Source organism: Novosphingobium sp. FW305-C-30-35, from assembly GCF_058783135.1.
On the sequence record NZ_JBYSYJ010000001.1, the window covers coordinates 709,658 to 731,382 of the forward strand.

A 21,725-nucleotide genomic window follows, 5' to 3' on the forward strand; every position below is an offset into this window, starting at 1 on the left:
GCGCAATGGCCTTTAAGATGTCAGCGGGGGAATGCAGCGTGCAGATTGAAGACTTGCCGCCGGTTCAGGAGCGGTTCTTCAATCGCGAGCTGAGCTGGCTGGCCTTCAACCGGCGCGTCCTGGCCGAGGCAGTCAACCCCGACTATCCCTTGCTGGAGCGGCTGCGCTTTCTTTCGATCAGCGGCAGCAATCTCGACGAATTCATGATGGTGCGCGTGGCAGGGATCGCTGCGCAGGTCCGCCGCCAGATCGACGAACTTTCGATCGACGGAAAGACCCCGCAGCAGCAGCTGGGTGCGCTGCTCGACGCGGTGAAGGACCTTATCGATTCCCAGCAGGACGTGCTGGCCGATCTGAAGGACGAACTGGCGGAGGCCGGCATTCGCATCATCGACAACGATGCCCTGAACAAGGGCGAGGCCGAGTGGCTGCGCGACTACTTCGAAGAGCACGTCGTCCCGGTGCTGACGCCGCAGGCCATCGACCCGGCACACCCCTTCCCGTTCATCGCCAACCAGGGCACCGGCATCCTGTTTCAGCTGCAGCGCACCGCCGATGGTGCAGCAGTGACGGAAATGATCCTGATCCCCCCTGCCCTGCCGCGCTTCGTGCGTCTGCCCGGGCCCAAGGCTTCGTGGGTGGGGATCGAGGAACTGGTTCGGCGCCATGCGACACTGCTTTTTCCGGGCTTCAAGATCCTGGGTGACGGCACCTTCCGCGTGCTGCGCGACAGTGACATCGAGATCGAGGAAGATGCCGAGGATCTCGTCCGCTACTTCCGCACCGCCATCCAGCGGCGGCGCCGTGGCAAGGTGATCCTCCTGCACCTGCAGGAGAACTTCGACGCCGACGCCGAGAAGCTGCTGCGCCAGCAGCTCAGGCTTGATCATGCGCTGGTCATCAAGAGTCGGGGACTGCTGGCGATCAGCGGGCTGTCTGCCGTGATCGAAGAGGACCGCCAGGATCTGAAATTCGATCCATACAACCCCCGCTATCCCGAACGCATTCTCGAGCATGACGGCGACTGCTTTTCCGCCATCCGCGAGAAGGATCTGGTGATCCACCACCCTTACGAAAGCTTCGAGGTGGTGATCGACTTCCTGCGGCAGGCCGCAGCCGACCCTGACGTGGTGGCGATCAAGCAGACGCTTTATCGGGCCGGGAAGCAGTCCGCCGTGATCGCGGCGTTGATCGCGGCAGCCGAGGCGGGCAAGTCGGTGACGGCCGTGGTCGAACTCAAGGCGCGCTTCGACGAAGAGCAGAACCTGATGTGGGCGGCACAGCTGGAACGCGCGGGCGTTCAGGTGATCTACGGCTTTGTCGACTGGAAGACCCATGCCAAGGTGAGCATGGTGGTGCGGCGTGAAGGTGGCGGATATCGCACATACTGCCACTTCGGCACCGGCAATTATCACCCGGTTACTGCGCGCATCTATACAGACCTGTCGTTCTTCACCGCCGATCCGCGCATGGGGCGCGATGCCGGGCAGCTGTTCAATTTCGTGACTGGCTATGTCGAGCCCAAGCACACCGAACTGCTGGCGATCAGTCCGATCAACCTGCGCGAGAGGCTTTACGAATGCATCGAGCGCGAGGTGATGCTGGCGAAGAAGGGCCGTCCGGCGATGATCTGGGCCAAGCTCAACCAGCTGACCGATCCCGACCTTATCGACCGGCTCTATCTTGCCAGCATGGCAGGCGTTGAGATCCGGCTGGTGGTGCGCGGGATATGCTGCCTGAAGCCCGGGGTGCCGGGGCTTTCGGAGACGATCGAGGTCAAGTCGATCATCGGGCGCTTCCTCGAACACAGCCGCATCTGGGCCTTCGGCAATGGCGCGAACCTGCCGAACAAGCGGGCGCGGGTGTTCATCTCGTCGGCCGACGGGATGAGCCGCAACATGGGTCGGCGGGTGGAAGTGCTGGTGCCGGTGAAGAACCCGACCGTGCATGACCAGATTCTCGACCAGGTGATGCTGGCGAACCTGCTGGATACCGAGCAGAGCTGGGAACTGGGGCCGGATGGCGAGTACGATCGGTTCGAGAAGCCAAAATCCGACAATGCCCCCTCGTTCAACCTCCACGGCTATTTCATGACCAACCCGTCGCTTTCCGGGCGCGGTGCGGCGCTTTCCAAGGGAAGAAAGGTTCCAAAGCTTGCGTTGCGGCGCGGGGCGGCTAACCGTGGCTGAGTGAAGGCCAAACCAACCATCTACGATTGGGCGCAATCGCGCGCGATCATCGACATCGGCTCCAACACCGTGCGGCTGGTGGTCTATGGCGGACCGCCGCGCGCGCCGGTGACGCTGCTCAACGAGAAGGTCACGGCCAAGCTTGGCAAGCACGTGGCTGAGACGGGCCGGCTTTCCGACAAGGCGGTGGAGAGCGTGCTGGCGGCACTGCGGCGCTACAAGGCTCTGCTTGACCTTGCACGGGTGCCGCGCGTTGACGTGGTGGCGACGGCTGCGGCGCGCGATGCGACAAACGGGCCGGAGTTCCTGGCGCGCATTCGCGAAATCGGCTTTGAGCCGCGACTGCTTTCGGGCGTGGAAGAGGCCGAGACGAGCGCGACGGGCGTGCTTGGTGCATTTCCGGGGGCTTCGGGGATCGTTGGAGACCTTGGCGGTGGCAGCCTCGAACTGGTTGACATTGCCGATGGCGGGACGAGCCATGGGGTAAGCCTGCCGCTGGGCTCGCTGCGCCTGCCCGCGTTGCGGGCGCGGGGCGACAGGGTGTTCGTGCGCGAGATCAGCCGGATGCTGGCGGGGGCCGACTGGGTGGCCGAGCCCGAAGCGACGCTCTACCTCGTCGGCGGGTCAATGCGTGCGCTGGGCCGGGCGATGATGGTGCAGCTGGACTGGCCGCTGGATGACACCCACGGCTTCGCGCTCGATGCCGGCAAGGCGCTGGAGCTGGCAAAGCGGTTCGCGCGACGGGGGCAGGCGCTGCAGCAGATCGATGGCGTTTCGGCGAGCCGGGCCGCAAGCATTCCCGACGCCGCGGCGTTGCTGGCGGTGCTGCTGCAGAAGCTGGAGCCGAAGGGCATCGTGTTCTCGTCATGGGGCCTGCGCGAGGGCGTGCTGTTCGGATCGCTGCCCGACGCGGTACAGCGCGAGAATCCGTTGCTGGCCGGAGTCAGCGCCTTCGTAGAGCCGCTTGGCGTCGATGCAGTGCTGGTCGCGGCGACGGTGGCGGCGATGAGGGAGGTTGCGGCGCTGGCGGACTCGGCAGTCGGGCGTGCGGCGGTGATGCTGTGCCTTGCCGCCGGCAGGGTCGAGCCGAACCTGCGGCGCGAGCTGCCGATGGAATGGGGCCTGCAGAAGCGCTGGGTGGGCGTGGACAACGCCGGGCGCGCCGCGCTGGCCAGCGCCTTGCGGGCGAGCCTTGGCAAGGGCGGTGCCGGCCAGGTGCCGTGGAGCGCCCTCGCCCCGGACGACCTGCTGTTCGAGGCGCGGACCCTTGGACATGCGGCGCGGCTGTGTCGGCGGCTGAGCGCGGGATCGGCGCGGGTGCTGGAGCAGGTGCGGCTGCGGGCCAAGGGCGACACAATCGTGATCGACAGCCCTGACCCGGACCTTGTCGGCGACAGCGCGTTGCGCGACCTGCGCGAGCTGGTGCAGCACTGCAGCTTGCCTGCCGCCTGACATTTGCGTGACAGCTTGTCGCGTGTGAACCGAACACGCGCCCTTCTTTCCACAATTGTTACGGCTGTTTGAAACGCATTCTTCGTTCTGCCTTCGAACTGTCGCGTGACCGTCAAACGCAGTGCCTAGGGGCTCCCCAGCCAAGTCATTCAGGGGGCTTACCATGACATCTGTATTTTCCGCGGCGAGCAGCCGCACCCTTCTTCGTGCGATGCTGCTGGGTTCGGTTGCCGCACTCGCTGCCACGCCAGCCTTTGCCGAAGACCTTGCAGCCGAGGAAAGCGCCGAAGCGCCGATCGTGGTAACCGGCGAGCGTCCGATTGCCGAATCCGAAGCCGCCGCGCTCGACGTGCAGAAGAAGTCGGATTCGCTGGTCACGGTGCTTTCGTCCGATGGCGTCGGCCGCCTGCCCGACCAGAACATTGCGCAGGCCACCAGCCGCCTGCCGGGCGTTGCCATCGAGCGCGATCAGGGCCAGGCGCGTTACATCTCGCTGCGCGGTGCGCCAAACTACTGGACTACGCTCAGCTTCGACGGGATCAATGTCGTCAGCCCCGAGGGGCGCGATGCGCGGTTTGACTCGATCCCCTCGGCCATTGCCAAGCAGGTCATCGTATCCAAGGCGGTGACGCCGGACATGCCGGGCGAGACGGTTTCCGGCAACGTCAACGTCATCACCCGGTCAGCCTTCGATTTCGACGGACTGCACGTGCAGGGCAAGGCCGGGATCGGCTATGCCGAACTTGGCGACCGGCGCGAATACGAAGGATCGCTGGTCGTTTCGGATCGCTTCAAGGCAGGCGACGGCGAAATCGGCGTGCTGCTCTCGGGCAGCTTCTTCGAACGCAACATGATCACCGACAACTTCGAGATCGACTGGGAGCGCGTCAGCCAGGATCAGCGACCCGGCAACGGCACGCGCTTCTGGGCGCGCGAGACCGAGAACAAGCTCTATCGCCTGCGCCGCCGCAACTGGTCCGTTTCGGGGCGCATGGACTGGAAGCCCGACAGCCAGAACACGATTTCGCTGCGTTCGGTCTACACGATCTTCACCGACGACGAGGCGCGCGACAATTACATCTTCGACATGGATGACAAGCAGAGCGACCTTTCGAACAGCTCGGCCGCCTGCCCGACTACGGTCAACACCATGCCGACGACGACTGGCTATGCCGACGTGTGCATCGGCAACACGCCGCTGAAGGGCACAGTCTACGGAATCGACATCAACCAGCGCTCGACGCTCCGCGCGTTCCGGCAGTCGATCTTCACCAATACCCTCGAAGGAACGCACGAGTTCGGCGAAGGCTGGAAGGTGAACTGGCTGGGCAACTACACCGAGTCCAAGGACGACCGTTCGGTGGTGGGCGAAGCGCGCTGGAACAGCCCTTCCACGCGTTCTGCCCGTCCGACGATAGCTTACGACTTTACCAATCCGGGCCGCAACACGCCGCTGTTATTCACCACCGTGCAGCTTTCGAGCCCGACGCGCTACACGGCGGGCAATGCGGTTACCGCGATCGACACCTTCGCCAAGCCTCTTGCCGAGTTGCGCCTGCTTGATGCGGTGGACACGACCAAGGCCTATACCGGCCGCCTGATCGTGGCGAAGGACACCAGCTTCCTCGGCGGCGACGCCACGTTCAAGCTGGGCTTCCAGTTCGACCAGCGCACCAAGATAGTGGACGAAAGCCAGATCTCGCTGACAGCGGCGGGCGACTTCGCCACGATCGGGATTCCCACCAACTACAACGATTTCTCGCTGGATCAGGCATTCCTCGGCGCGATCCCGATGGGCTACACCTTCCGGTATTTCGATACCGACAAGATGCGCCAATATGCAGATGCCGCGCGGGCCAACTTCACCTTCACGCCCAACACCGCGAACATCTATGACGTGCGCGAGCAGGTCTTTGCTGGTTTTGCCATGGGCACGCTGCGGTACGACTGGGGTTCAATCGTCGGCGGTGTCCGTGTCGAACACGTGAAGAACCGCGGGATTGCCGAGGCCGACATCGCCGGAACCACCGGTCTCGTCACCGCAGAGGCAAGCCAGACCCTCGCGTTCCCCAGCCTCCACGTGAATTACGACCTCGCCGAGGACAAGAAGCTGCGGCTTTCGTTCAACAGCGGTGCGGCGCGTGCGGACTATGACCAGATCCGCCCCAACGTGACCGTGAACGATGCGAACCTGACGATCTCTGGTGGCAATCCCGGCGTGAAGCCCGAGCGCGCCTATGGCGTGGACGCCTATTTCGAATGGTACGTGCGTCCGCAGGGCTACCTGATGGCCGGCGTCTTCTACAAGAAGGTCGAGGACGTGCTCTATTCGCAGCGCCGCACCTTCGGTTCGGACGCGCTGAACAGCGGCGGCGTGGATCGTTCGCAGTACACCTTCACCGGCATCACCAACGGCGGTGACGGGCGCATCTTCGGCTTCGAGGTGGCAGCGCAGCTGCAGCTGGAACCGTGGACCGAAAGCCTTGGCCTGCCAGACTTCATGGGCGGCTTCGGCGTGAGCGCGAACCTTACGTACAACGACAGCGAGGTGACCAAGCCTGCGGTGGGCGACGTCCCCGCCCGCAAGCTGCGCCTGCCCGGCACTTCGGACTGGGTCTACAACCTTGGCGCCTATTACGAGAAGTACGGCCTGTCGCTGCGCCTGCAGTACCAGCGCCGCAGCACCTGGCTTGATGGCTATGCCGACGACCTAACCGATGCTGGCGATACCTATTGGGCCGCCGACGACGAACTCGATTTCTCGGCACGCTATGCGATCACGAAGAACTTCGAGGTCTATTTCGATGCCTCCAACCTGCTGAACAAGCCGGGCCGCCGCTATTCCGAGCCGGGTAATCTGCTGACCGCCACGGGAATCCCGACGCCGCACACCGACATCTACACCATCGAGTACGAACGCTTCGGCCGTCGCTATGCGGCGGGCGTGCGGGTGAACTTCTGATGGCGGCACTTCGCAAGTTCGTCACGGCAGGATCGGGGGCTTTGCTCCCGGTCCTGTTCCTCTCTGCCTGCGCCAGCGTGGCGGAGTTCCCGCGGCCATTTTATCCGGCGGTAGACGTGGCAGCGACGGCCGAGACCGCGCCGGTCGGGTCCGCCAATGCCGATGCCGCCGATGACCCGGCAATCTGGCGCAATGAGGCCGATCCTGCCGCCAGCCTGATCGTCGGCACCGACAAGAAGGCGGGGCTTTATGTCTATGGCCTTGACGGCAAGGTGCGCGATTTCGTCGCGGCGGGTGCGCTCAACAATGTCGACTTGCGCGAAGTGCGCCCGGGCTTCGTGCTGGTGGCGGCAAGCGACCGCACCGACGTGGCTGAGCCAAAGATCACGCTGTTCCGGCTGGATGGAGTGACGGGCAAGCTGACCAGCCTTGGCGTGAGGAGCTTCCTTGGGGCCGGTCACGCTCCAGCCGAGGCCTATGGCTTCTGCATGGGCAAGGCGCTGGCTGCAGGCGAACTGGCGCGGGCCTATGTCGTGCTCAAGGACGGCACGGTGGCGGAAAGCGCACTGGAAGAGGTTGGCGGCATGATCACCGCGCGGCATCTGCGCTCTATCCGCTTCCGCACGCAATCCGAGGGATGCGTGGTGGATGACCGCACCGGCCTGCTCTACGTGGCCGAGGAGGACGTTGGCATCTGGCGGGTCGACTTGCGCGCCGCGGTCCTTCAGGCGGAAGCCTTTGCCATGGTCGGCGCGGAAAAGGGGCTGGCAGCCGATGTCGAAGGGCTGGCGCTGGCACCCGAAGGACGGGACGGCGGAATGCTCGTCGCATCGAGCCAGGGTGACAATGCCTATGCGCTGTTCGATCTGACCACAGCGCAACCGCGCGGCCGCTTCCGCATTGTCGCAGGCCAGTTCGGCGCAACCAGCGATACCGACGGGATCGAACTGATGCTTGGGGACTTCGGCCCTGCCTTTCCTACTGGCCTGTTCGTGGCGCAGGATGGCGATAACGCGCCGCGCGCGCAGAACTTCAAGATGGTGCCGTGGCAGGCGGTGCTGGACAACCTCAAGCCGCAAGCGGTGCGCGGGGGCGTCTCCGGAAGCCCCCGCGCTCCGCGTCAGTCGTCGATGCTGCGCTTGTAGGTTTCCGGCAGGAAGACGAGGCCGATCACGCAGGTGGCAGCGGCGACGATCACCGGGTACCAGAAGCCGTAATAGATATCCCCGTTGGCCGCGACCATGGCAAAGCCGATGGCGGGTAGCAGGCCGCCGAGCCAGCCGTTGCCGATGTGGTAAGGCAGGCTCATCGAGGTGTAGCGGATACGGCTGGGAAACAGTTCAACCAGCATCGCCGCGATCGGGCCATAGACCATGGTCACCAGCAGCACGAGGTAGAACAGGATCGCCACGACCAGCGGCTTGTTGATCTCACCGGGATCGGCCTTGGCGGGATAGCCAACCGTCTCCAGGCCAGTCGCAACCTCTCTGGCGAAGGCGGCGATGGCGGCTTTCTTTTCCTCGCCGGCAACCTTGCGCGGATCGGGCGCCGCCAGTGTCGTGGTTCCGATCAGGATCGTGGCCGGCGTTCCCGCAGCAGCGGCGACGTTTTCGTAGTTCACGGCCGCCTTGGCGAGCGCGTTCTTGACGATGTCGCAGCTGGTCGTGTCGAACTTGTTGGCGCCGACCGGGTCGAACTGCGAGGAACATTCCGCCGGATCGGCCATGACCTTGACCGGGGCATTGGCCTGGGCATGGGCGAGCGCCGGATTCGCCGCTGCGGTCAGTGCCTTGAACGCCGGGAACATGGTGAGCGCAGCCAGCGCACACCCCGTCAGGATGATCTTCTTGCGGCCGATCTTGTCGGACAGCCAGCCGAAGAACAGGAAGAACGGGGTGGCACAGGCCAGCGCGATAATGATCAGGGTATTGGCGGTCAGGCCATCCACCTTGAGCATCTTCTCGAGGAAATACATCGCGTAGAGCTGTCCGGTGTACCAGACCACCGCCTGTCCGGCGATGGCGCCGAAGAACGCGATCAGCACGATCCTGAGGTTCTTCCATTCACCGAAGGCTTCGGACAGCGGGCGCTTGGAGGAGGTGCCTTCCGCCTTCATCTTCTGGAACACGGGCGATTCATGCAGCTTGAGGCGCAGCCACAGGCCGATGCCCAGGAACACGCCCGAAAGCAGGTACGGCACGCGCCAGCCCCAGTCCTTAAAGGCCGCTTCGCCAACGCCGGTGACAGGCGAGCGTACGAGGATCACGATCAGCAGCGCCATGGCAAGGCCCGCCGTGGCGGTGATCTGGATCCAGCTGGTATAGAGGCCGCGCTTACCCTCGGGCGCGTGTTCGGCAACGTAAGTCGCCGCGCCGCCATATTCGCCGCCAAGGGCAAGGCCCTGGAACATGCGCAGCACGACCAGCATGATCGGCGCGGCGACGCCGACGCTTTCATAAGTGGGCAGGCAGCCGACGAGGAAGGTCGACAGACCCATGACCAGCAGCGTGACAATGAAGGTGTAGCGACGGCCGACCATGTCGCCGATCCGGCCAAATACCAGCGCGCCGAACGGGCGGACGATAAAGCCCGCCGCGAAGACCAGCAGCGCCATGATGAACGACGTCGTCTCGTTGAGGCCAGTGAGGAACTTGGCGGCGATGATCGCGGTGAGGAGGCCGTAGAGGTAGAAGTCGTACCACTCGAACACCGTGCCCAGCGATGAGGCCGTGATGATCAGCTTCTCGCTGTGAGTGGCCTGGTGATGCTTCGGCAAGGCCGAGATATCATCGGGAGTTTCCAAGTCGGGCATCCTCGTTCAATTTGCTTGTCGTCCTCTTGATACGGTCTTTGACGGCAAAGCCGAATTTAATCGTCGGTCCGCCTCGCTACTCGATCAGGCCAAAGCCGTAAGTCTCGTCGAAACCCTGCGTACCCAGATCCTTCGCCGCTTTCCTGAGCAGCAGCCGGCAGGCAGAAGCATCCGCGCCGGTAGCGCGACAGCGGCCGAGCCAGGCTGAAACGACCGGCGTGGCGAACGATGTCCCGGTGAACCTCGCTAGATTACCCCCGGCCTCTGCCGCCAGGACATCGACTCCGTAGCTGGCAACGGCGATATGCCTGCCGCGCTGGGCCAGCCGATAGACCCGGCGATCTTTATCGACCGCGGTTACTGCGATTACGCCCGGAACGGCTGCCGGATAGGACGGCGGGGCCGTGGGGCCACCGTTTCCGGCCGCGGCGACCACCACCTTGCCAGCCTTCACCGCATCACGAATGAGGCGGTCGAGAATAGCGTTGCGCGGTCCGGCCAGGCTCATGTTGATGACCGGAGCGCCCTGGAGCAAAGTCCATTCCAGCGCTGCGGCAATGACTTCGGCAGAGGTATATGGGCGATCCGCCGGGCCCCTGAAGATGTTGGCGCTGTAAATGGTCGGACGACCGGCACTGGCCAGCAAGGAGGCCACTGCAGTGCCATGCCGGGCCTGCGCCTGCGGCGTGGCCCCTTCACTCCACGGAACGATCCGGGCCTTGGCGAGCGCTTGATGCGACAAGACTGCGGTATCGATCACGCCAACCGAAAAGCTTTCGTTTGCGCGGGTTGGCATTGTTCTTTCACGTGTCTTGTGCGGTTTGCTGCCAGCTGTCAGGTCCATGCCGTAATAATGGACGACGTCGACTGTGGCGCCTGGGGCAAGTTCACGCAGCCGATCCCTGGCGAGAGTTCCGCTGGTTCCGCTAGGGGCCGCAAGGCGCAGCAGGTCGCGGTCGAGCGCTTCGAGACGGGTCCGCTCGATGATCCGGTAACCGGAGCGCTGTATCTGCACCAAGACGCCTTCGGGCACATCCAGAGCAAAGACTTCGCCGCGCCGGACCGGAAATCCGCGCTCGTCATGTTCGGCGCGTTCGCCATCGGCGATGTCCCGGATTTCGGCGCTGCTTCCCCGTTCAAGGCTGTCGTCGTCTGACTGCTCGGCAAGCTCGGCGGCATCCTCAAGCTCGTCCTCGGCTTCGTCCGCCAGTTCCTTTTCGTAGTCCGCTTCGGCCTTTTCGGCATCCTCGGCAGCCTTGGCTTCATCCTCGGCGCGATCGGCTTCCAGCTTGGCGAGATCCTCGGCGGCCTTTGCCGGTTCGCGCACCTCCCGTTCTTCAATGCGACTGCGATCACGTTCGAAGCGGGCGGCGCGCTCTTCCGCGCGCTGGGCAGCGCGATCCTGCTCGCGCTCCAACCGTTCCTGCGCACGCTGGGTTTCGGGCGGATCGCGGTCATGCGGGAACACGGGCACTGCAAGCAACCCGATGGCAATTCCTGACAGGATGGCGCGCATGTCCATGGATGAAATCCTGCTTGATACGCGCCGACAACGACTGCAAGTGCCTGCTATTCCGATGGTCGGCAACTTTTTGTAGCGCGACCGGGGGCGGGTTGGAATAGCCGGACGCACAAGGCGTTGTGGGGGCATGGATGGAGCAGGCAGATCACGATGCAGGAGCAATGCGCGCGGCTATAGTCGCCACATTGCCGCGCCTGCGGCGGTTCTGCCAGGCCATGGCCGGCAATGCTGCCGATGGAGACGATCTGATGCAGGCGACGGTTGAAAGGGCGCTGCGGCGTGCCGACCAGTTCGAGCCAGGCACGCGGCTCGACAGCTGGATGTATCGCATTGCGCAGAACATTCACATCGATGGTGCGCGCGCTGCCCGGCGGCGCGGCACGGCAATCGATGTCGATGCCCTCCACGGTATTGCCGGCAGCGATGGGCGCGAGACCGTCGAGAACCGGTCGCAACTGTCCGCTGCCCAGCGCGCGCTGCAGGCGCTGCCCGATGATCAGCGTGCGGTCTTTGCCCTCGTGGTGATCGAAGGCCGCAGCTATCGCGATACCGCCGAAACACTGGAGGTGCCGGTGGGCACGGTCATGAGCCGACTTGCCCGGGCCAGGGCAAGGATCGCCTTATGCCTTGGCGAAACGCAATTCACGCAGAAGGATGCCCAACCATGACCCCTTCGCGCGAAGAACGGCTTGCCGCATGGCTCGACGGCGAGCTTACCGGCGCAGACCTTGACGCATTCGAGGCTGAACTTGCTTCCGACCCCGAGCTCAAGGCCCTTGCCGACGAATGGGGCGCAAACGACGCCCTGATCGCCGGGGCTTTTGCGCCGGTGACAGAAGCGTCAATCGATCCGGCAATGCTCGAACGGCTCGGCCTTGGCGAAGCGGCTCCGCTTGCGGTTCCGCCCCCACCCCCGTTCCCACCCTCATCCTTGGCCGCCAACGACAATCCGCCATGGTGGAGACGCCATGCCCTGCCACTGGGCGGAGCGATTGCGGCGAGCCTCGTGGCCGCTGTGGTGCTTGCCCCTCGCGGTGGCTCGCCTGATCGCGATCCGTTCTCGCTCGCTCTGGATCGGACGCCTTCGCTGGCTTCGGCAGAGCTGCCCGATGGCCGCAGGATCACCCCGGCGTTGACCGCGCGCGCGGCCGATGGGCGCTGGTGCCGCGAATTTGGCGAAGGTGGCAAGGTGGCCGTGGCCTGTCGCGACACGAAAAGCGTCTGGACGATCGAAGCGCAGGGGGCTGGCGGAACCTCTTCCAACACCGGGGACTACGCGGTGGCAGCCGGGGCCGACGATGCCGTGCTGGACGCAGCCCACCGTCGTCTGCAGCTGACCGATCCGCTTGATGCGGCTGCAGAACAGGCGCTGATCGCAAACGAATGGGGCGGCCACCCCAGCAGGTGACCGCCCCGGCGGAAGCCAACCCGAAAGGCTCCGCTTTAGAAGATCACCTGAGCACGCAGGACACCCACGCGATTCTTGACCGGCGCGCCCCCGCTGGGGAAGCGGACGCGGTTGTCGGTGTATGTGGCCAGCAGGCGCAGATTGGTGCTGATCGTCCAGATTGCGCTGGCACTGAGCGCGCGGCCGATGCCCCTGTCGAAAGTGCCATCGACCAGATCGAGGCGGCTGTAGCGCGCGGCGATTTCAACAGCACCTCCGCCCTTGCGACGTTCCGGACCGCCGAAGATTCCACTCGACGCACTGTAAGCATGGCGCTGACCGGTCACGATCCAGCCGACCTGGACGGTCTGGCCATTGAAGCTGCGATCGTCCCGCAAGGTGCGATGCAACTTGAGCGACAGGGCCTGCGCCTGAACCAGCACCGGGCCAAGCGAGACGGCTGCTTCGACGTTCAAGGCCCTGAGCGTTTCGAGCGATCCGAGCGTACCGCTGGACATGATGTTAGGAGCGAAGACGGAGCCAGGGTCGGCGGTAAAGCGTACGCGCTCGATCGCTGAAAATGTCCTGCGTTCTCCTCCGACGCCCAGATGCACGATTGCCTTGCGTGAGCGAACCGGCGCAAACGTGAGCCTGCCCACCACACCCTTTCCGCGCTCGGTGGTGCGGCCTTCATCGTTGGCGAGAGCATCGGTGAAATACCCCACGCTGGCGCTCCAGTTCCGGCCGCCGGAGGTGATCGCGCCACCAAGGCCGAAGCCGCCGGTCAGGGCAGATGCCATCGAGCGTTCGGCAAATGGCGTGGCATTCGAACTTTGCAGGTCCTCCATCGAGAACGGCACGATCATGTTGCCGCCCTTGATCTCGAGGTTCTTCACCGGTTCGATGGAGACCCAAAGATTGCGCCAGCCTCTGGCCCCGGCAAATTCGCGATCGACGCGAAAGCGCAGGATTTCACCAACCCGACCGGACAGCTCGATGCGGGCGCGGCGGACGTCGGCGCTGGTCACTCCTGTACGTTGCAAGGCGGGATCGTCGAAGACGCTGGCGTCAAGATGCAGGCGTCCGCCGAGGTTCAGTTGCAGCGGGCCTGCATCAAGCGTGAGGCCTTTCTCATCCGCTTTGACCTCTTGCGCATGGGCAGGCAGAGCACAAAGGGCGATTGCGGGGGCGATAGCCCTTGCAAAGGTGTTCATGTTTCAGGTTCCTCGGGTTTGGCCCGGCGCGTGCCGAGCTGATGTAGGACAAGCGGGACGAGGCCAAGCTGGACGGCATCGCCGAAGGCGTGGCTCAGGCCTGGAATGATCGTGAGGCTGCATGAAAAGCCCGCCTTGCGCATGGCCCGGTCCCAGCGCCGGGCGCGCTGGAGGCGATGTACGCCCTGCACGGCGTCAATGGCATCGGAGCGCCGCAAGGCTTTGTCCTGCCGCCGGTCAAGCGAGCCGACCAGCACGTCGAAACGGACATGGGCGAGCGCGGTGTGATCGATCGGGCCAGGAGCGTCCTGAAGGCCGAGTGGCCACGGGAGGCAGCAATCGGGCATGGTGTACCATCCGGCGGCGGCAGCGATGCAATGACGCACCTTGTGAGGGTGGAGCATGGCGAACCGGTGGGCGAACTGAGCCCCGCCGGAAAAGCCGAACAGGTTGCACTGCGCGCCATGCATGCCGAACCGGACAGCCGCATCTGCAAGGATGTCGAAAAGGGCGTCGTCGCAATGCAGAGCGCCATCCGGATCGCGCACTTGCTGATATCTGCCGAAGCTCCCGCGCTCGAACAGAGGGGCGATCACCGGGATGCCGTGCAGCGCAGCAAGTTCGCCAAAGCGCAGCGCCAATTCTGGGGCGTTACGTGAAATCCCATGGACCACCACGAGCGGGACGGCATCGCTTGCGCAGTTCTCGGGGATCACCGCGTAATAGCGGCGGGCTGGCGTCGCCGGCACGGTAACGAACTGCGGCAGGGTCATTGTGATTGCAGCCGTTTGCGGGATCGGGAACAGAGCGGTCATGCGCAGTCCTGTCTGTTTGCAGGTCGAAAGCTGTGCCTGGGCTCGGAAAGGTCGACCAGCACTAGGGAATCCGGTTGCGGAGGCGCCTTGGGAAGGCGCATCAGGCGCCGGATGCGGAGCGCCGAAATACGCGCCGAGATCCATAGCTCTGCCGCGCGGGCAAGGTCGTTCAGGGCAAGGCCAGCTGTGCCGATCACCACGACCGTTCCTGAAATCGCGCCACCATCGAGCAGCACGACCAGCACGATCAGGCTGGTCAGCAGGTGCGGCAGGCCACGCAGGGTTCCGGTCCACCAGGCACGCCGCAACGCGGCACGGTTCAGGGCATCGCTGCGCCGCCGAAGGCGCCGCAGCCGAGCTCGCTGCCGTGGGGGAACGGCACCGTCCGCCATTTCTGCAATCGTGTCAGAAGCAAAGGCGGACAGGCGCCCACGGGTGCGCCGCACCTCGCGGACCGCGCGCGACATCGGACGCAGAAGTACGGCTCCTGCCGCCATGCCAAGCAACAGAAGGATGGCGATCCTTGCGCAAAGCCATGGGGATTGCGCCGCGGCCCAGGCCAGAAGGGCAGCCACGAGGATTGGCGCTGTGGCGGCACGCGGCAACCCATCGCTCAACCACTGGCGCCGGGCGGACAGGTCGCCAACAAAGACCTGCAGCAGGGCCCCATGGCGCTGGCGGGCGATCTGCGACGGATCGGCCCGCAAGATGCGCCGGAACAGCCCGGCGCGCACTTGCGCCACTTCGTGCCAGCCAATCGCCTCGCACAGCCTTCGGCGCGCCACCTCCAGCCCGAAAGCGCAGAGCAGGGCGACCACCGCAAGCGCAACAGTGGGCGAGGCGGCCGGCTGCTGCGCCGCACGGTGCACGAGCGCGGCGCCGACGAGCGTTGCGCAGGCTTGCGCAACGGCCACCGAAACCGGAGGCAGCATGCGCCGCGCGATGGATGGGGAAATCAGGCGAGGCACGATTTCGCATCGCCAGCGAAGCAGATCTTCGGCGCAGTCAGGGGATCGCGCAGATCGGCCAGCGACAGGACAGGCCAACCGAGCGCCGCTTCGGCTTCGCGCACAGCAAGCGGTGACGCACTGAGCAGACCGGACACGCCAAGCACCCGATGCCCCGCCCTCACCAGCCAGTCATGGCCAGCCACCGCGCCCATTGCATCGCCTGCCGCGAACAGCACGCCGTGCAGCGCCTCACGCAGGCGGCCACACTTGAGGAGGGCGCCGGTTTCGCGCTGCAGCAAGCCGTCGGCCACTTCGATGACGATGATGTCCGGTTTCGATACCGCGCTGTGGGCGATGAGCGAAAGGGCGACACTCTCGATGCGGTCAAGCGTCAGGCCAGCGGTCGAAGTATGACCATGATCGGTGTAATCGAGAACAGAGCGCGCGCCAGCATCAAGCATGGTCCACAGATCGCCACCGGAGCCCGTCCCCGTGACCTTGCTCGCAGCGACATTGAGGCCGGCCCGCGACAATCCATGGATCAACCCGGCCGCAGCAGTCGTCTTCCCGGCATTCATCGACGTACCGACCACCGCGACGACGGGGGGCAGGAGAGGTGGCAGGGTCAGGCGAGGCAGTCCGAACCAACCGAGGTTGATGACCTTGCCATCATCATCGGCCAGCAGGCCAACCGGCTCGATCCGCGTGGCCGACCGCATCTTGGCGTGGCGGCTGAGGACAAGACCGGCGACGCCACCACCGGCGACCAGATCACAGGCCGAAAGGTCCTGAGGTACGATGGCCTCGAACTGGTCGGGTGCGTAGCGTTCGCCATAGGCGACGATGATTTCGTCGCCGACATAGAGCTGGGCGCGGCGGCCATGGGGCGATTCAAGCTTCTGGTGCTGGCCGAGCTGAGCCACCCGCGCCAGCACCAGATCCCCCGCCCGCGGCCTTACGTCGCTGCGCAGCCGTGTCGCCAGATCAAGGTCGACACGGCGCGTGGTGAAGGCCCGCTTTGCAGCCATGCGGCGATCCTCGCGCAAGGCCCGCCCCTTGCGCGCGATGGTCCCGGTTACGTCCTGGCTTGGTGCAACCAGGCTTCCCTGGGCTTGCAGGTCCTGCAGCATGTCCAATCACCCCTTCTTTCCAATCGGGGCGACAACGACAGCAATTCAGGCTTATTCCATCGGCTGCAGAATTTTCTTCAGCTCCCCAGTTCGGCCCTCAACTCAGGCGCCAGCTAAGCGACACGCCTCCCGCGAAATCGGTGCTGCGTGCGTTGAAGCCGGTGCTGGCAAAGACCTGCAGGCGCAGCTTTCGCGAAAGACCGAAGTTGATCCAGCCGGTAGCTTCACTGCTGGCGATGCGACCGGGTGTCGCCGATTCCTGCCAGTCATAATCTGCACCGACGATCGTGCCGCCGGGAAGCCGGTAGCTCACCCCACCGCTTGCCCCCCAGGTGTCCTGCAACGTCGATCCCGCCGGTTTGCCGAGAAAGCGATAGCGCGCACCGGCAAACAGGCTGAAGCTTCCAATGTCCTGCACGATATCACCACTCACGGTGACGTCGGCCTTGCCGGTACCAAGGCGCTTCGCCCTGGAGGCGGTGGGCAGCTTCACGCGCGTGCCAAGGTCGAGCCAGGTCGACCGGCCGAGTTCCAGCGAGTAGCCCAGCGCGACCGAGACATCGCCCAGCCCGCCCCGGCTGTTGGATATGGGCGCACCGGGCACGGTCGGTGTAATGATGCCTCCGCTGCCGCTGTCATCATCGCCGCCCGACGAGCCCGAACCGCCGCTGCCAGAGCCGCCAGAGCCGGAATCGTCAGATCCCGAACCTGAACTTCCCGAACCGGAACCCGATGAGTCATCGCTTCCGGACCTGCCGCTATCGTCGCCCGAGCTGAGGTCTCCAAAACCGGCATCGCGCCCCTGCGGCGTGTCGAGAATGCTTCCCGGACCATCGATATGGACCCAAGGAACGGAAAGGCGGATCGAGAAGCCGCCCTTGCGGTACTTGATGGCGACAGGCGCGGAGACGACTTTCGTCGTCGCGGTATCGCCATATTTGCCTTCGGAGTAATTGGCTCCGGCACTTGCGCGCCAGACCGCAGGCTCATCATCCTGCTGCGTCTGCGCTGCCGCCTCTTGCGCTGCCGCTGCCTGCACAGAGGCTATGCCCGCCAGCAGGATAGCGCCTGCACGCAATGTATTCTTCATCGTACCCCCCTCGTCTGGCCGTGTGGTGATCCATCACAGCCCCCCATAACGACACGACTTGCAGCATTATTCCGGGCAGAAAAGCAATTTTCGCACGGCCGGAGCATCCGGCACCCAGACAGATGCGCGAAAATCGATCGCTGCGTGCAGGTTCGCCAGAGCTTGAGGGACTCGACGCAGTCGTCATGGTAGCAGGAAGGTCATCTTTGCGATGAAAAGCATGGGGCACCTGGGCTCTCCGCCGGGTGGCCTGGAAGCAGCTGTACGCCCTTCAGATTCTTTCCATTGTGCCGCAAGTCGGCTGCTGGCAATCCTGAAGGGCGTCGGTGAATCGCTTCGACCACCACATCACGTCCTGCTCTTCCACGCCGTTCATGAGCGCTCGCCAGCGGCGGATCCTTTCCTCGCGCGGCATCCTGATGGCGCGGCCCAAGGCGTCCGATATCTCTTCGGCGCTATGCGGATTGACCAGCAGAGCCTCGGGCATCTGCTCGGCGGCACCGGCAAAGCGCGAAAGGATCAGCACGCCCGGATCGTCGGGGTCCTGCGCGGCAACATATTCCTTGGCGACAAGATTCATGCCATCGCGCAGGGGCGTGACGAGGCCCACCTTGCTGGCGCGATAGACCCCGGCGAGCATGTCGCGTGTGTAGCCCTGATTGACGTAACGGATCGGCACCCAGTCAAGCCCGGCATGCGCCCCATTGATGCGCCCGGCCAGCCCTTCAAGATTGCTGCGGATGCGCTGGTAGCTGTCGACCGTCCCGCGCGATGGCGGTGCGATCTGCAGGAGGGTCACCTCCTTGCGCTCCTCCGGGTGCTCGGTAAGGAACCGCTCATAGCCGAGGAAGCGCTCCTCGAGGCCCTTGGAATAATCGAGCCGGTCCACACCGACGATCAGCGTGCGGCCAACGGCGCTGACGCGGACCCGTTCGTAAGTTTCCCTCGCCTTCTCGCTCGCCGCAAGGGCGGCGAATTCCTTCGCATCGATGCCGACCGGGCAGGCGATAAGGCGCAGGCGACGCTCGCCCACTGTCAGCCAGCCATCGTCATCGATCGTACCGCCCAGCTCATGCGACACGTAATCGCAGAACGATTGCAGCCATTCATCGGTGTGGAAGCCGATGAGGTCGTATGCCAGCAGGCTTTCGGTCAGCGCACGCGCCTCGGGCAATGTCGCCAGCAGACGGCGCGGCGGCCAGGGAATGTGCAGGAAGAAGCCGATGCGGTTTTCAACGCCGCGTGCCCGCAGTTCCCTGCCCAGCGGGAACATGTGATAATCCTGCACCCAGACAAGATCGTCCGGTTCGATCAGCGGCAGCGCGGTCTCGGCAAAGCGTTCGTTGGCGCGCCGGTAGCCATCGGCGAAGCTGCGTTCGTATTCGGCCAGGTCTATCCGGTAGTGGAAAAGCGGCCACAGCGTGCGATTGGCGTAGCCGTCGTAGTACTCCTCTATGTCCTGCTCTTCCAGATCCACTGTGGCCGTGGTCACGCCGTCAATGCGCTCCATGTTGATATGGCCGGTGAACTCGCTGGTCTCGTTGCCCGACCAGCCGAACCAGATGCCGCCATGTTCGCGCAAAGCTGCCGAGAGCGCCACGGCGAGCCCCCCCTGCGCACCGCCGCCGGCACTCACCCGGTTCGAAATGACTATCAGCCTGCTCATCGCACAGTGTTCCAGGGTTTGCTCAGCAGGACGGCGCAATTGATGAGCCCGACCAGAGAGTAGGTTTGGGGGTAGTTGCCCCAGAGTTCGCCGCTTGCCGGATCGATATCTTCGGAAAGGAGGCCCGATTGCGTGCGGCGCCCGAGCATCTCTTCGTAAAGCGCGCGCGCCTCGGCGCTGCGTCCGGTCAGGTGCAGGGCCTCGATCAGCCAGAACGTGCAGACGTTGAAGGCTGTTTCCGGCAAACCGAAGTCGTCTTCGGTGGCATAGCGCAGCATGTGCGATCCCCGCCGAAGGCCCTCTTCGATGGCCGCCAGTGTCGAGACAAAGCGCGGATCATCCGGCGCCAGGAAACGCAGGTCGAGCAACTGGATCACGCTGGCATCGAGATCGTCGCCCGAGAACGTGGCCGACATCCGCTCGGTGTCGGGCCGCCATGCGGCGCGCTCTATCCGCTCGCGGATCGTGGCCGCGCGCTGGCCCCAGAACGTGGCCCGGTCATCAAGGCCGATGGCTTGCGCGGCGTTGCCCAGCCTGTCGCAGGCCGCCCAGCACATCGCCGCCGAATAGGTATGGACCGACTGCCGCGTGCGCAGTTCCCACAAGCCCGCATCGGGCTTGTCGAACAGGTCCCATGCCCTCTCACCCACTTTCTCCAGCGCTTCGAAATCGGCAAGGCCCGACATGCGCAACAGGCGCTGGTCGAGGAACGCCTGCGTGTTCGACAGGACGATTTGACCATAGGCGTCGTGCTGGACCTGGGAATAGGCAGCGTTACCCACCCGTACCGGACCCATGCCGCGATATCCGGGGAGCTTTTCGGCCACCCCCTCGTCTATCCGCGCCTCGCCCAGCACGCCGTACAGCGGCTGGATATGGCCACCGCGGGCATTGTCGACGATGTTGCGCAAGTAGGCGAGATAACCTTCGAGCACGTCCAGCGCGCCAAGCCGGTTGAGCGCCTGCACGGTGTAATAGGCATCGCGGATCCAGCAGTAGCGATAGTCCCAGTTGCGTTGCGATCCCGCATGTTCGGGGACCGAAGTGGTCAGCGCGGCGACGATGGCGCCGGTCTCTTCGTGCTGGCACAGCTTGAGCGTAATGGCCGAGCGGATGACCACGTCCTGCCATTCGACCGGCGTGGCCAGACCGCGTACCCAGTGGCGCCACTCGGTAACGGTCGCATCCAGCATCTGTTCGAGCGTTTCGGCGAGATTGCCGGAGAAGCTCTCGTCCGGTCCCAGAAAGAAGTACTGTGCCTGCTCGACCCGGAAGACACGTTCCTCCGCCACAAGGCCGACCGGTGCAGAAGTGGTCAAGCGCATCGTCATGGCTTGCGAAAGGAAGCGGATGTGGTTCGATCCGCCGATGGTCACGGCGCAGGCGTTACCCCAGTTACAGGTCGGCCGAAGGTGCATGCGGATGCGCGGGCTGCCGGCCACCGGACGCACGATCCGCGCATAGGCGACCGGACGATAGGTGCGGCCATTGCGCCGGAAATAGGGGCAGAAGTCGATGACCTCTATCTCGCCGCCATTCGCATCGCGGTGGCGCGTGACGAGCACCGGCGTATTGCGCAGATAGCGCTGGGTGATTTCCACACGATCTTCAAGATCGATGGACCACAGGCCTGTTTCCGGCTCTGCCCCACCCACCAGCGCAGAAAAGAACGGATCGCCATCGACTCGCGGAATGCAACCCCAGACAAATGCGCCGGAGGTATCGATCAGCGCCGAGACCTGGCAGTTTCCGATTGGCCAGAGATCGAGCGATGCCGTCATGCCAGCGCCTCCCACAGCCATTCGCGCAAGTCGCCCGGAGACCGCAGGCCATAGGTTGCAGCAGTAGGTCGCGGCTCGCCCACAAGGATGGCGTGTCCGCCAAGGTCTCGAACCGCTGCAAAGCCCGGTTCGTCAGTCAGGTCGTCGCCTGCGAAAACCGGCGTCGTGCCTGCGAGGTCAGGATGCGCCATCATCGCCCGGATGGCACTGCCCTTGTCCGAACCTGCATCGCGCAGTTCCGCCATCATCTTCCCTTGCTGAAGAAACAGACCGTGGCTTTCAGCCAGTTCATGAGCGAGGGCGACAGCGTCCGCCTCGGCCTGCGGCATCATGCGATAGTGCAGGGCAACGCCAAGGCTCTTCTCCTCGACAAGCACGCCGGGGTGTTCGTCTGCGAATGCACAGAACCGCGCTGCCACGTCATCCAGCTGGCCGGGCCGTGGAGGACTTATCGTCACGCCACCCCAACGATGCTCGCCACCGTGGCTGCCTGAAATCCAGATGTCCCGGCTGACTGCACCCAGCATCCCGTCGATCTGAGCCAGGGAGCGCCCGCTCACCACAGCAAGCCTGCCGTCCAAACGGTCGAGCAGTGTATCGAGCAGAACCCGGGTCTGCGCATCGGCACAAACATCGCCGGGACAGTCATCAAGCTCGAACAACGTCCCGTCGAGGTCGAGAAAAAGCGTGCTGTCTTCAAAAGCCAAGCCGGCCGGAGGCGATAGGGGCATTGCCGCAAGCTTGATTGGGTCTCT

The 21,725-nt window shown here is 64.5% G+C and carries 16 protein-coding genes; 6 read left to right on the top strand and 10 right to left on the bottom strand.

Features of this window, described 5'->3' with window-relative positions; translation table 11 throughout:
- The first annotated feature begins 38 nt into the window (after nt 1-38).
- From AC3WLM_RS03525 to AC3WLM_RS03540, 4 genes are all read left to right on the top strand, one after another.
- Nucleotides 39-2,189, top strand: coding sequence for an RNA degradosome polyphosphate kinase (locus AC3WLM_RS03525; protein ID WP_492476616.1), 2,151 nt, complete (start codon nt 39-41; stop codon nt 2,187-2,189).
- Nucleotides 2,190-3,641 (top strand): Ppx/GppA phosphatase family protein, encoded by a 1,452-nt coding sequence (locus tag AC3WLM_RS03530; protein WP_492476617.1) that lies wholly within the window; start codon nt 2,190-2,192, stop codon nt 3,639-3,641.
- A 163-nt stretch (nt 3,642-3,804) separates the two neighbouring features.
- The gene (locus AC3WLM_RS03535; RefSeq protein WP_492476618.1) at nt 3,805-6,603 is read left to right on the top strand and encodes a TonB-dependent receptor; all 2,799 of its coding nucleotides are present in this window, start codon (nt 3,805-3,807) and stop codon (nt 6,601-6,603) included.
- On the top strand, nt 6,603-7,748 hold the full coding sequence (locus AC3WLM_RS03540) for a phytase (protein WP_492476619.1): 1,146 nt from the start codon (nt 6,603-6,605) through the stop codon (nt 7,746-7,748). Before AC3WLM_RS03535 ends, AC3WLM_RS03540 begins: the two co-directional genes overlap by 1 nt.
- Here the strand turns inward: AC3WLM_RS03540 and AC3WLM_RS03545 are convergent.
- Entirely contained in the window at nt 7,724-9,415 is a 1,692-nt protein-coding gene (locus tag AC3WLM_RS03545) for an MFS transporter (RefSeq protein ID WP_492476620.1), read from the bottom strand. The genes AC3WLM_RS03540 and AC3WLM_RS03545 overlap by 25 nt on opposite strands.
- A 76-nt stretch (nt 9,416-9,491) precedes the next feature.
- Nucleotides 9,492-10,937: a S8 family serine peptidase gene (locus AC3WLM_RS03550; RefSeq protein WP_492476621.1), complete on the bottom strand. Its 1,446-nt coding sequence runs from the start codon at nt 10,935-10,937 to the stop codon at nt 9,492-9,494.
- A gap of 161 nt (nt 10,938-11,098) precedes the next feature.
- On the opposite strand from AC3WLM_RS03550, the gene AC3WLM_RS03555 reads away from it, so the two are divergent.
- Together AC3WLM_RS03555 and AC3WLM_RS03560 are read left to right on the top strand one after the other, a co-directional pair.
- A complete protein-coding gene (locus AC3WLM_RS03555; RefSeq protein ID WP_492476622.1) occupies nt 11,099-11,605 on the top strand; it encodes an RNA polymerase sigma factor in 507 nt (168 codons plus the stop codon).
- Nucleotides 11,602-12,345 carry an anti-sigma factor gene (locus AC3WLM_RS03560; protein ID WP_492476623.1) on the top strand — a complete coding sequence of 248 codons (744 nt, stop codon included), beginning with the start codon at nt 11,602-11,604 and terminating at the stop codon, nt 12,343-12,345. The genes AC3WLM_RS03555 and AC3WLM_RS03560 overlap by 4 nt, the downstream gene beginning before the upstream one ends.
- A gap of 35 nt (nt 12,346-12,380) precedes the next feature.
- On the opposite strand, the gene AC3WLM_RS03565 is transcribed toward AC3WLM_RS03560, so the two are convergent.
- From AC3WLM_RS03565 to otsB, 8 genes are all read right to left on the bottom strand, one after another.
- A complete protein-coding gene (locus AC3WLM_RS03565; protein WP_492476624.1) occupies nt 12,381-13,538 on the bottom strand; it encodes an OprO/OprP family phosphate-selective porin in 1,158 nt (385 codons plus the stop codon).
- Nucleotides 13,535-14,353, bottom strand: coding sequence for an alpha/beta hydrolase family protein (locus AC3WLM_RS03570; RefSeq protein ID WP_062345560.1), 819 nt, complete (start codon nt 14,351-14,353; stop codon nt 13,535-13,537). Before AC3WLM_RS03570 ends, AC3WLM_RS03565 begins: the two co-directional genes overlap by 4 nt.
- On the bottom strand, nt 14,350-15,285 hold the full coding sequence (locus AC3WLM_RS03575) for an ABC transporter transmembrane domain-containing protein (protein WP_492476625.1): 936 nt from the start codon (nt 15,283-15,285) through the stop codon (nt 14,350-14,352). The genes AC3WLM_RS03570 and AC3WLM_RS03575 overlap by 4 nt, the downstream gene beginning before the upstream one ends.
- 23 nt (nt 15,286-15,308) lie before the next feature.
- On the bottom strand, nt 15,309-16,433 hold the full coding sequence (locus tag AC3WLM_RS03580; RefSeq protein ID WP_492476626.1) for a P-loop NTPase family protein: 1,125 nt from the start codon (nt 16,431-16,433) through the stop codon (nt 15,309-15,311).
- Nucleotides 16,434-16,530: 97 nt separating this feature from the next.
- The gene (locus AC3WLM_RS03585; protein ID WP_492476627.1) at nt 16,531-17,523 is read right to left on the bottom strand and encodes a hypothetical protein; all 993 of its coding nucleotides are present in this window, start codon (nt 17,521-17,523) and stop codon (nt 16,531-16,533) included.
- Between the two features lie 271 nt (nt 17,524-17,794).
- Nucleotides 17,795-19,189, bottom strand: coding sequence for an alpha,alpha-trehalose-phosphate synthase (UDP-forming) (locus AC3WLM_RS03590; protein ID WP_492476628.1), 1,395 nt, complete (start codon nt 19,187-19,189; stop codon nt 17,795-17,797).
- Nucleotides 19,186-20,970, bottom strand: coding sequence for a glycoside hydrolase family 15 protein (locus AC3WLM_RS03595; protein WP_039337643.1), 1,785 nt, complete (start codon nt 20,968-20,970; stop codon nt 19,186-19,188). The genes AC3WLM_RS03590 and AC3WLM_RS03595 overlap by 4 nt, the downstream gene beginning before the upstream one ends.
- The gene (otsB, locus tag AC3WLM_RS03600; RefSeq protein ID WP_427467211.1) at nt 20,967-21,677 is read right to left on the bottom strand and encodes a trehalose-phosphatase; all 711 of its coding nucleotides are present in this window, start codon (nt 21,675-21,677) and stop codon (nt 20,967-20,969) included. Before otsB ends, AC3WLM_RS03595 begins: the two co-directional genes overlap by 4 nt.
- Nucleotides 21,678-21,725 lie beyond the last annotated feature (48 nt).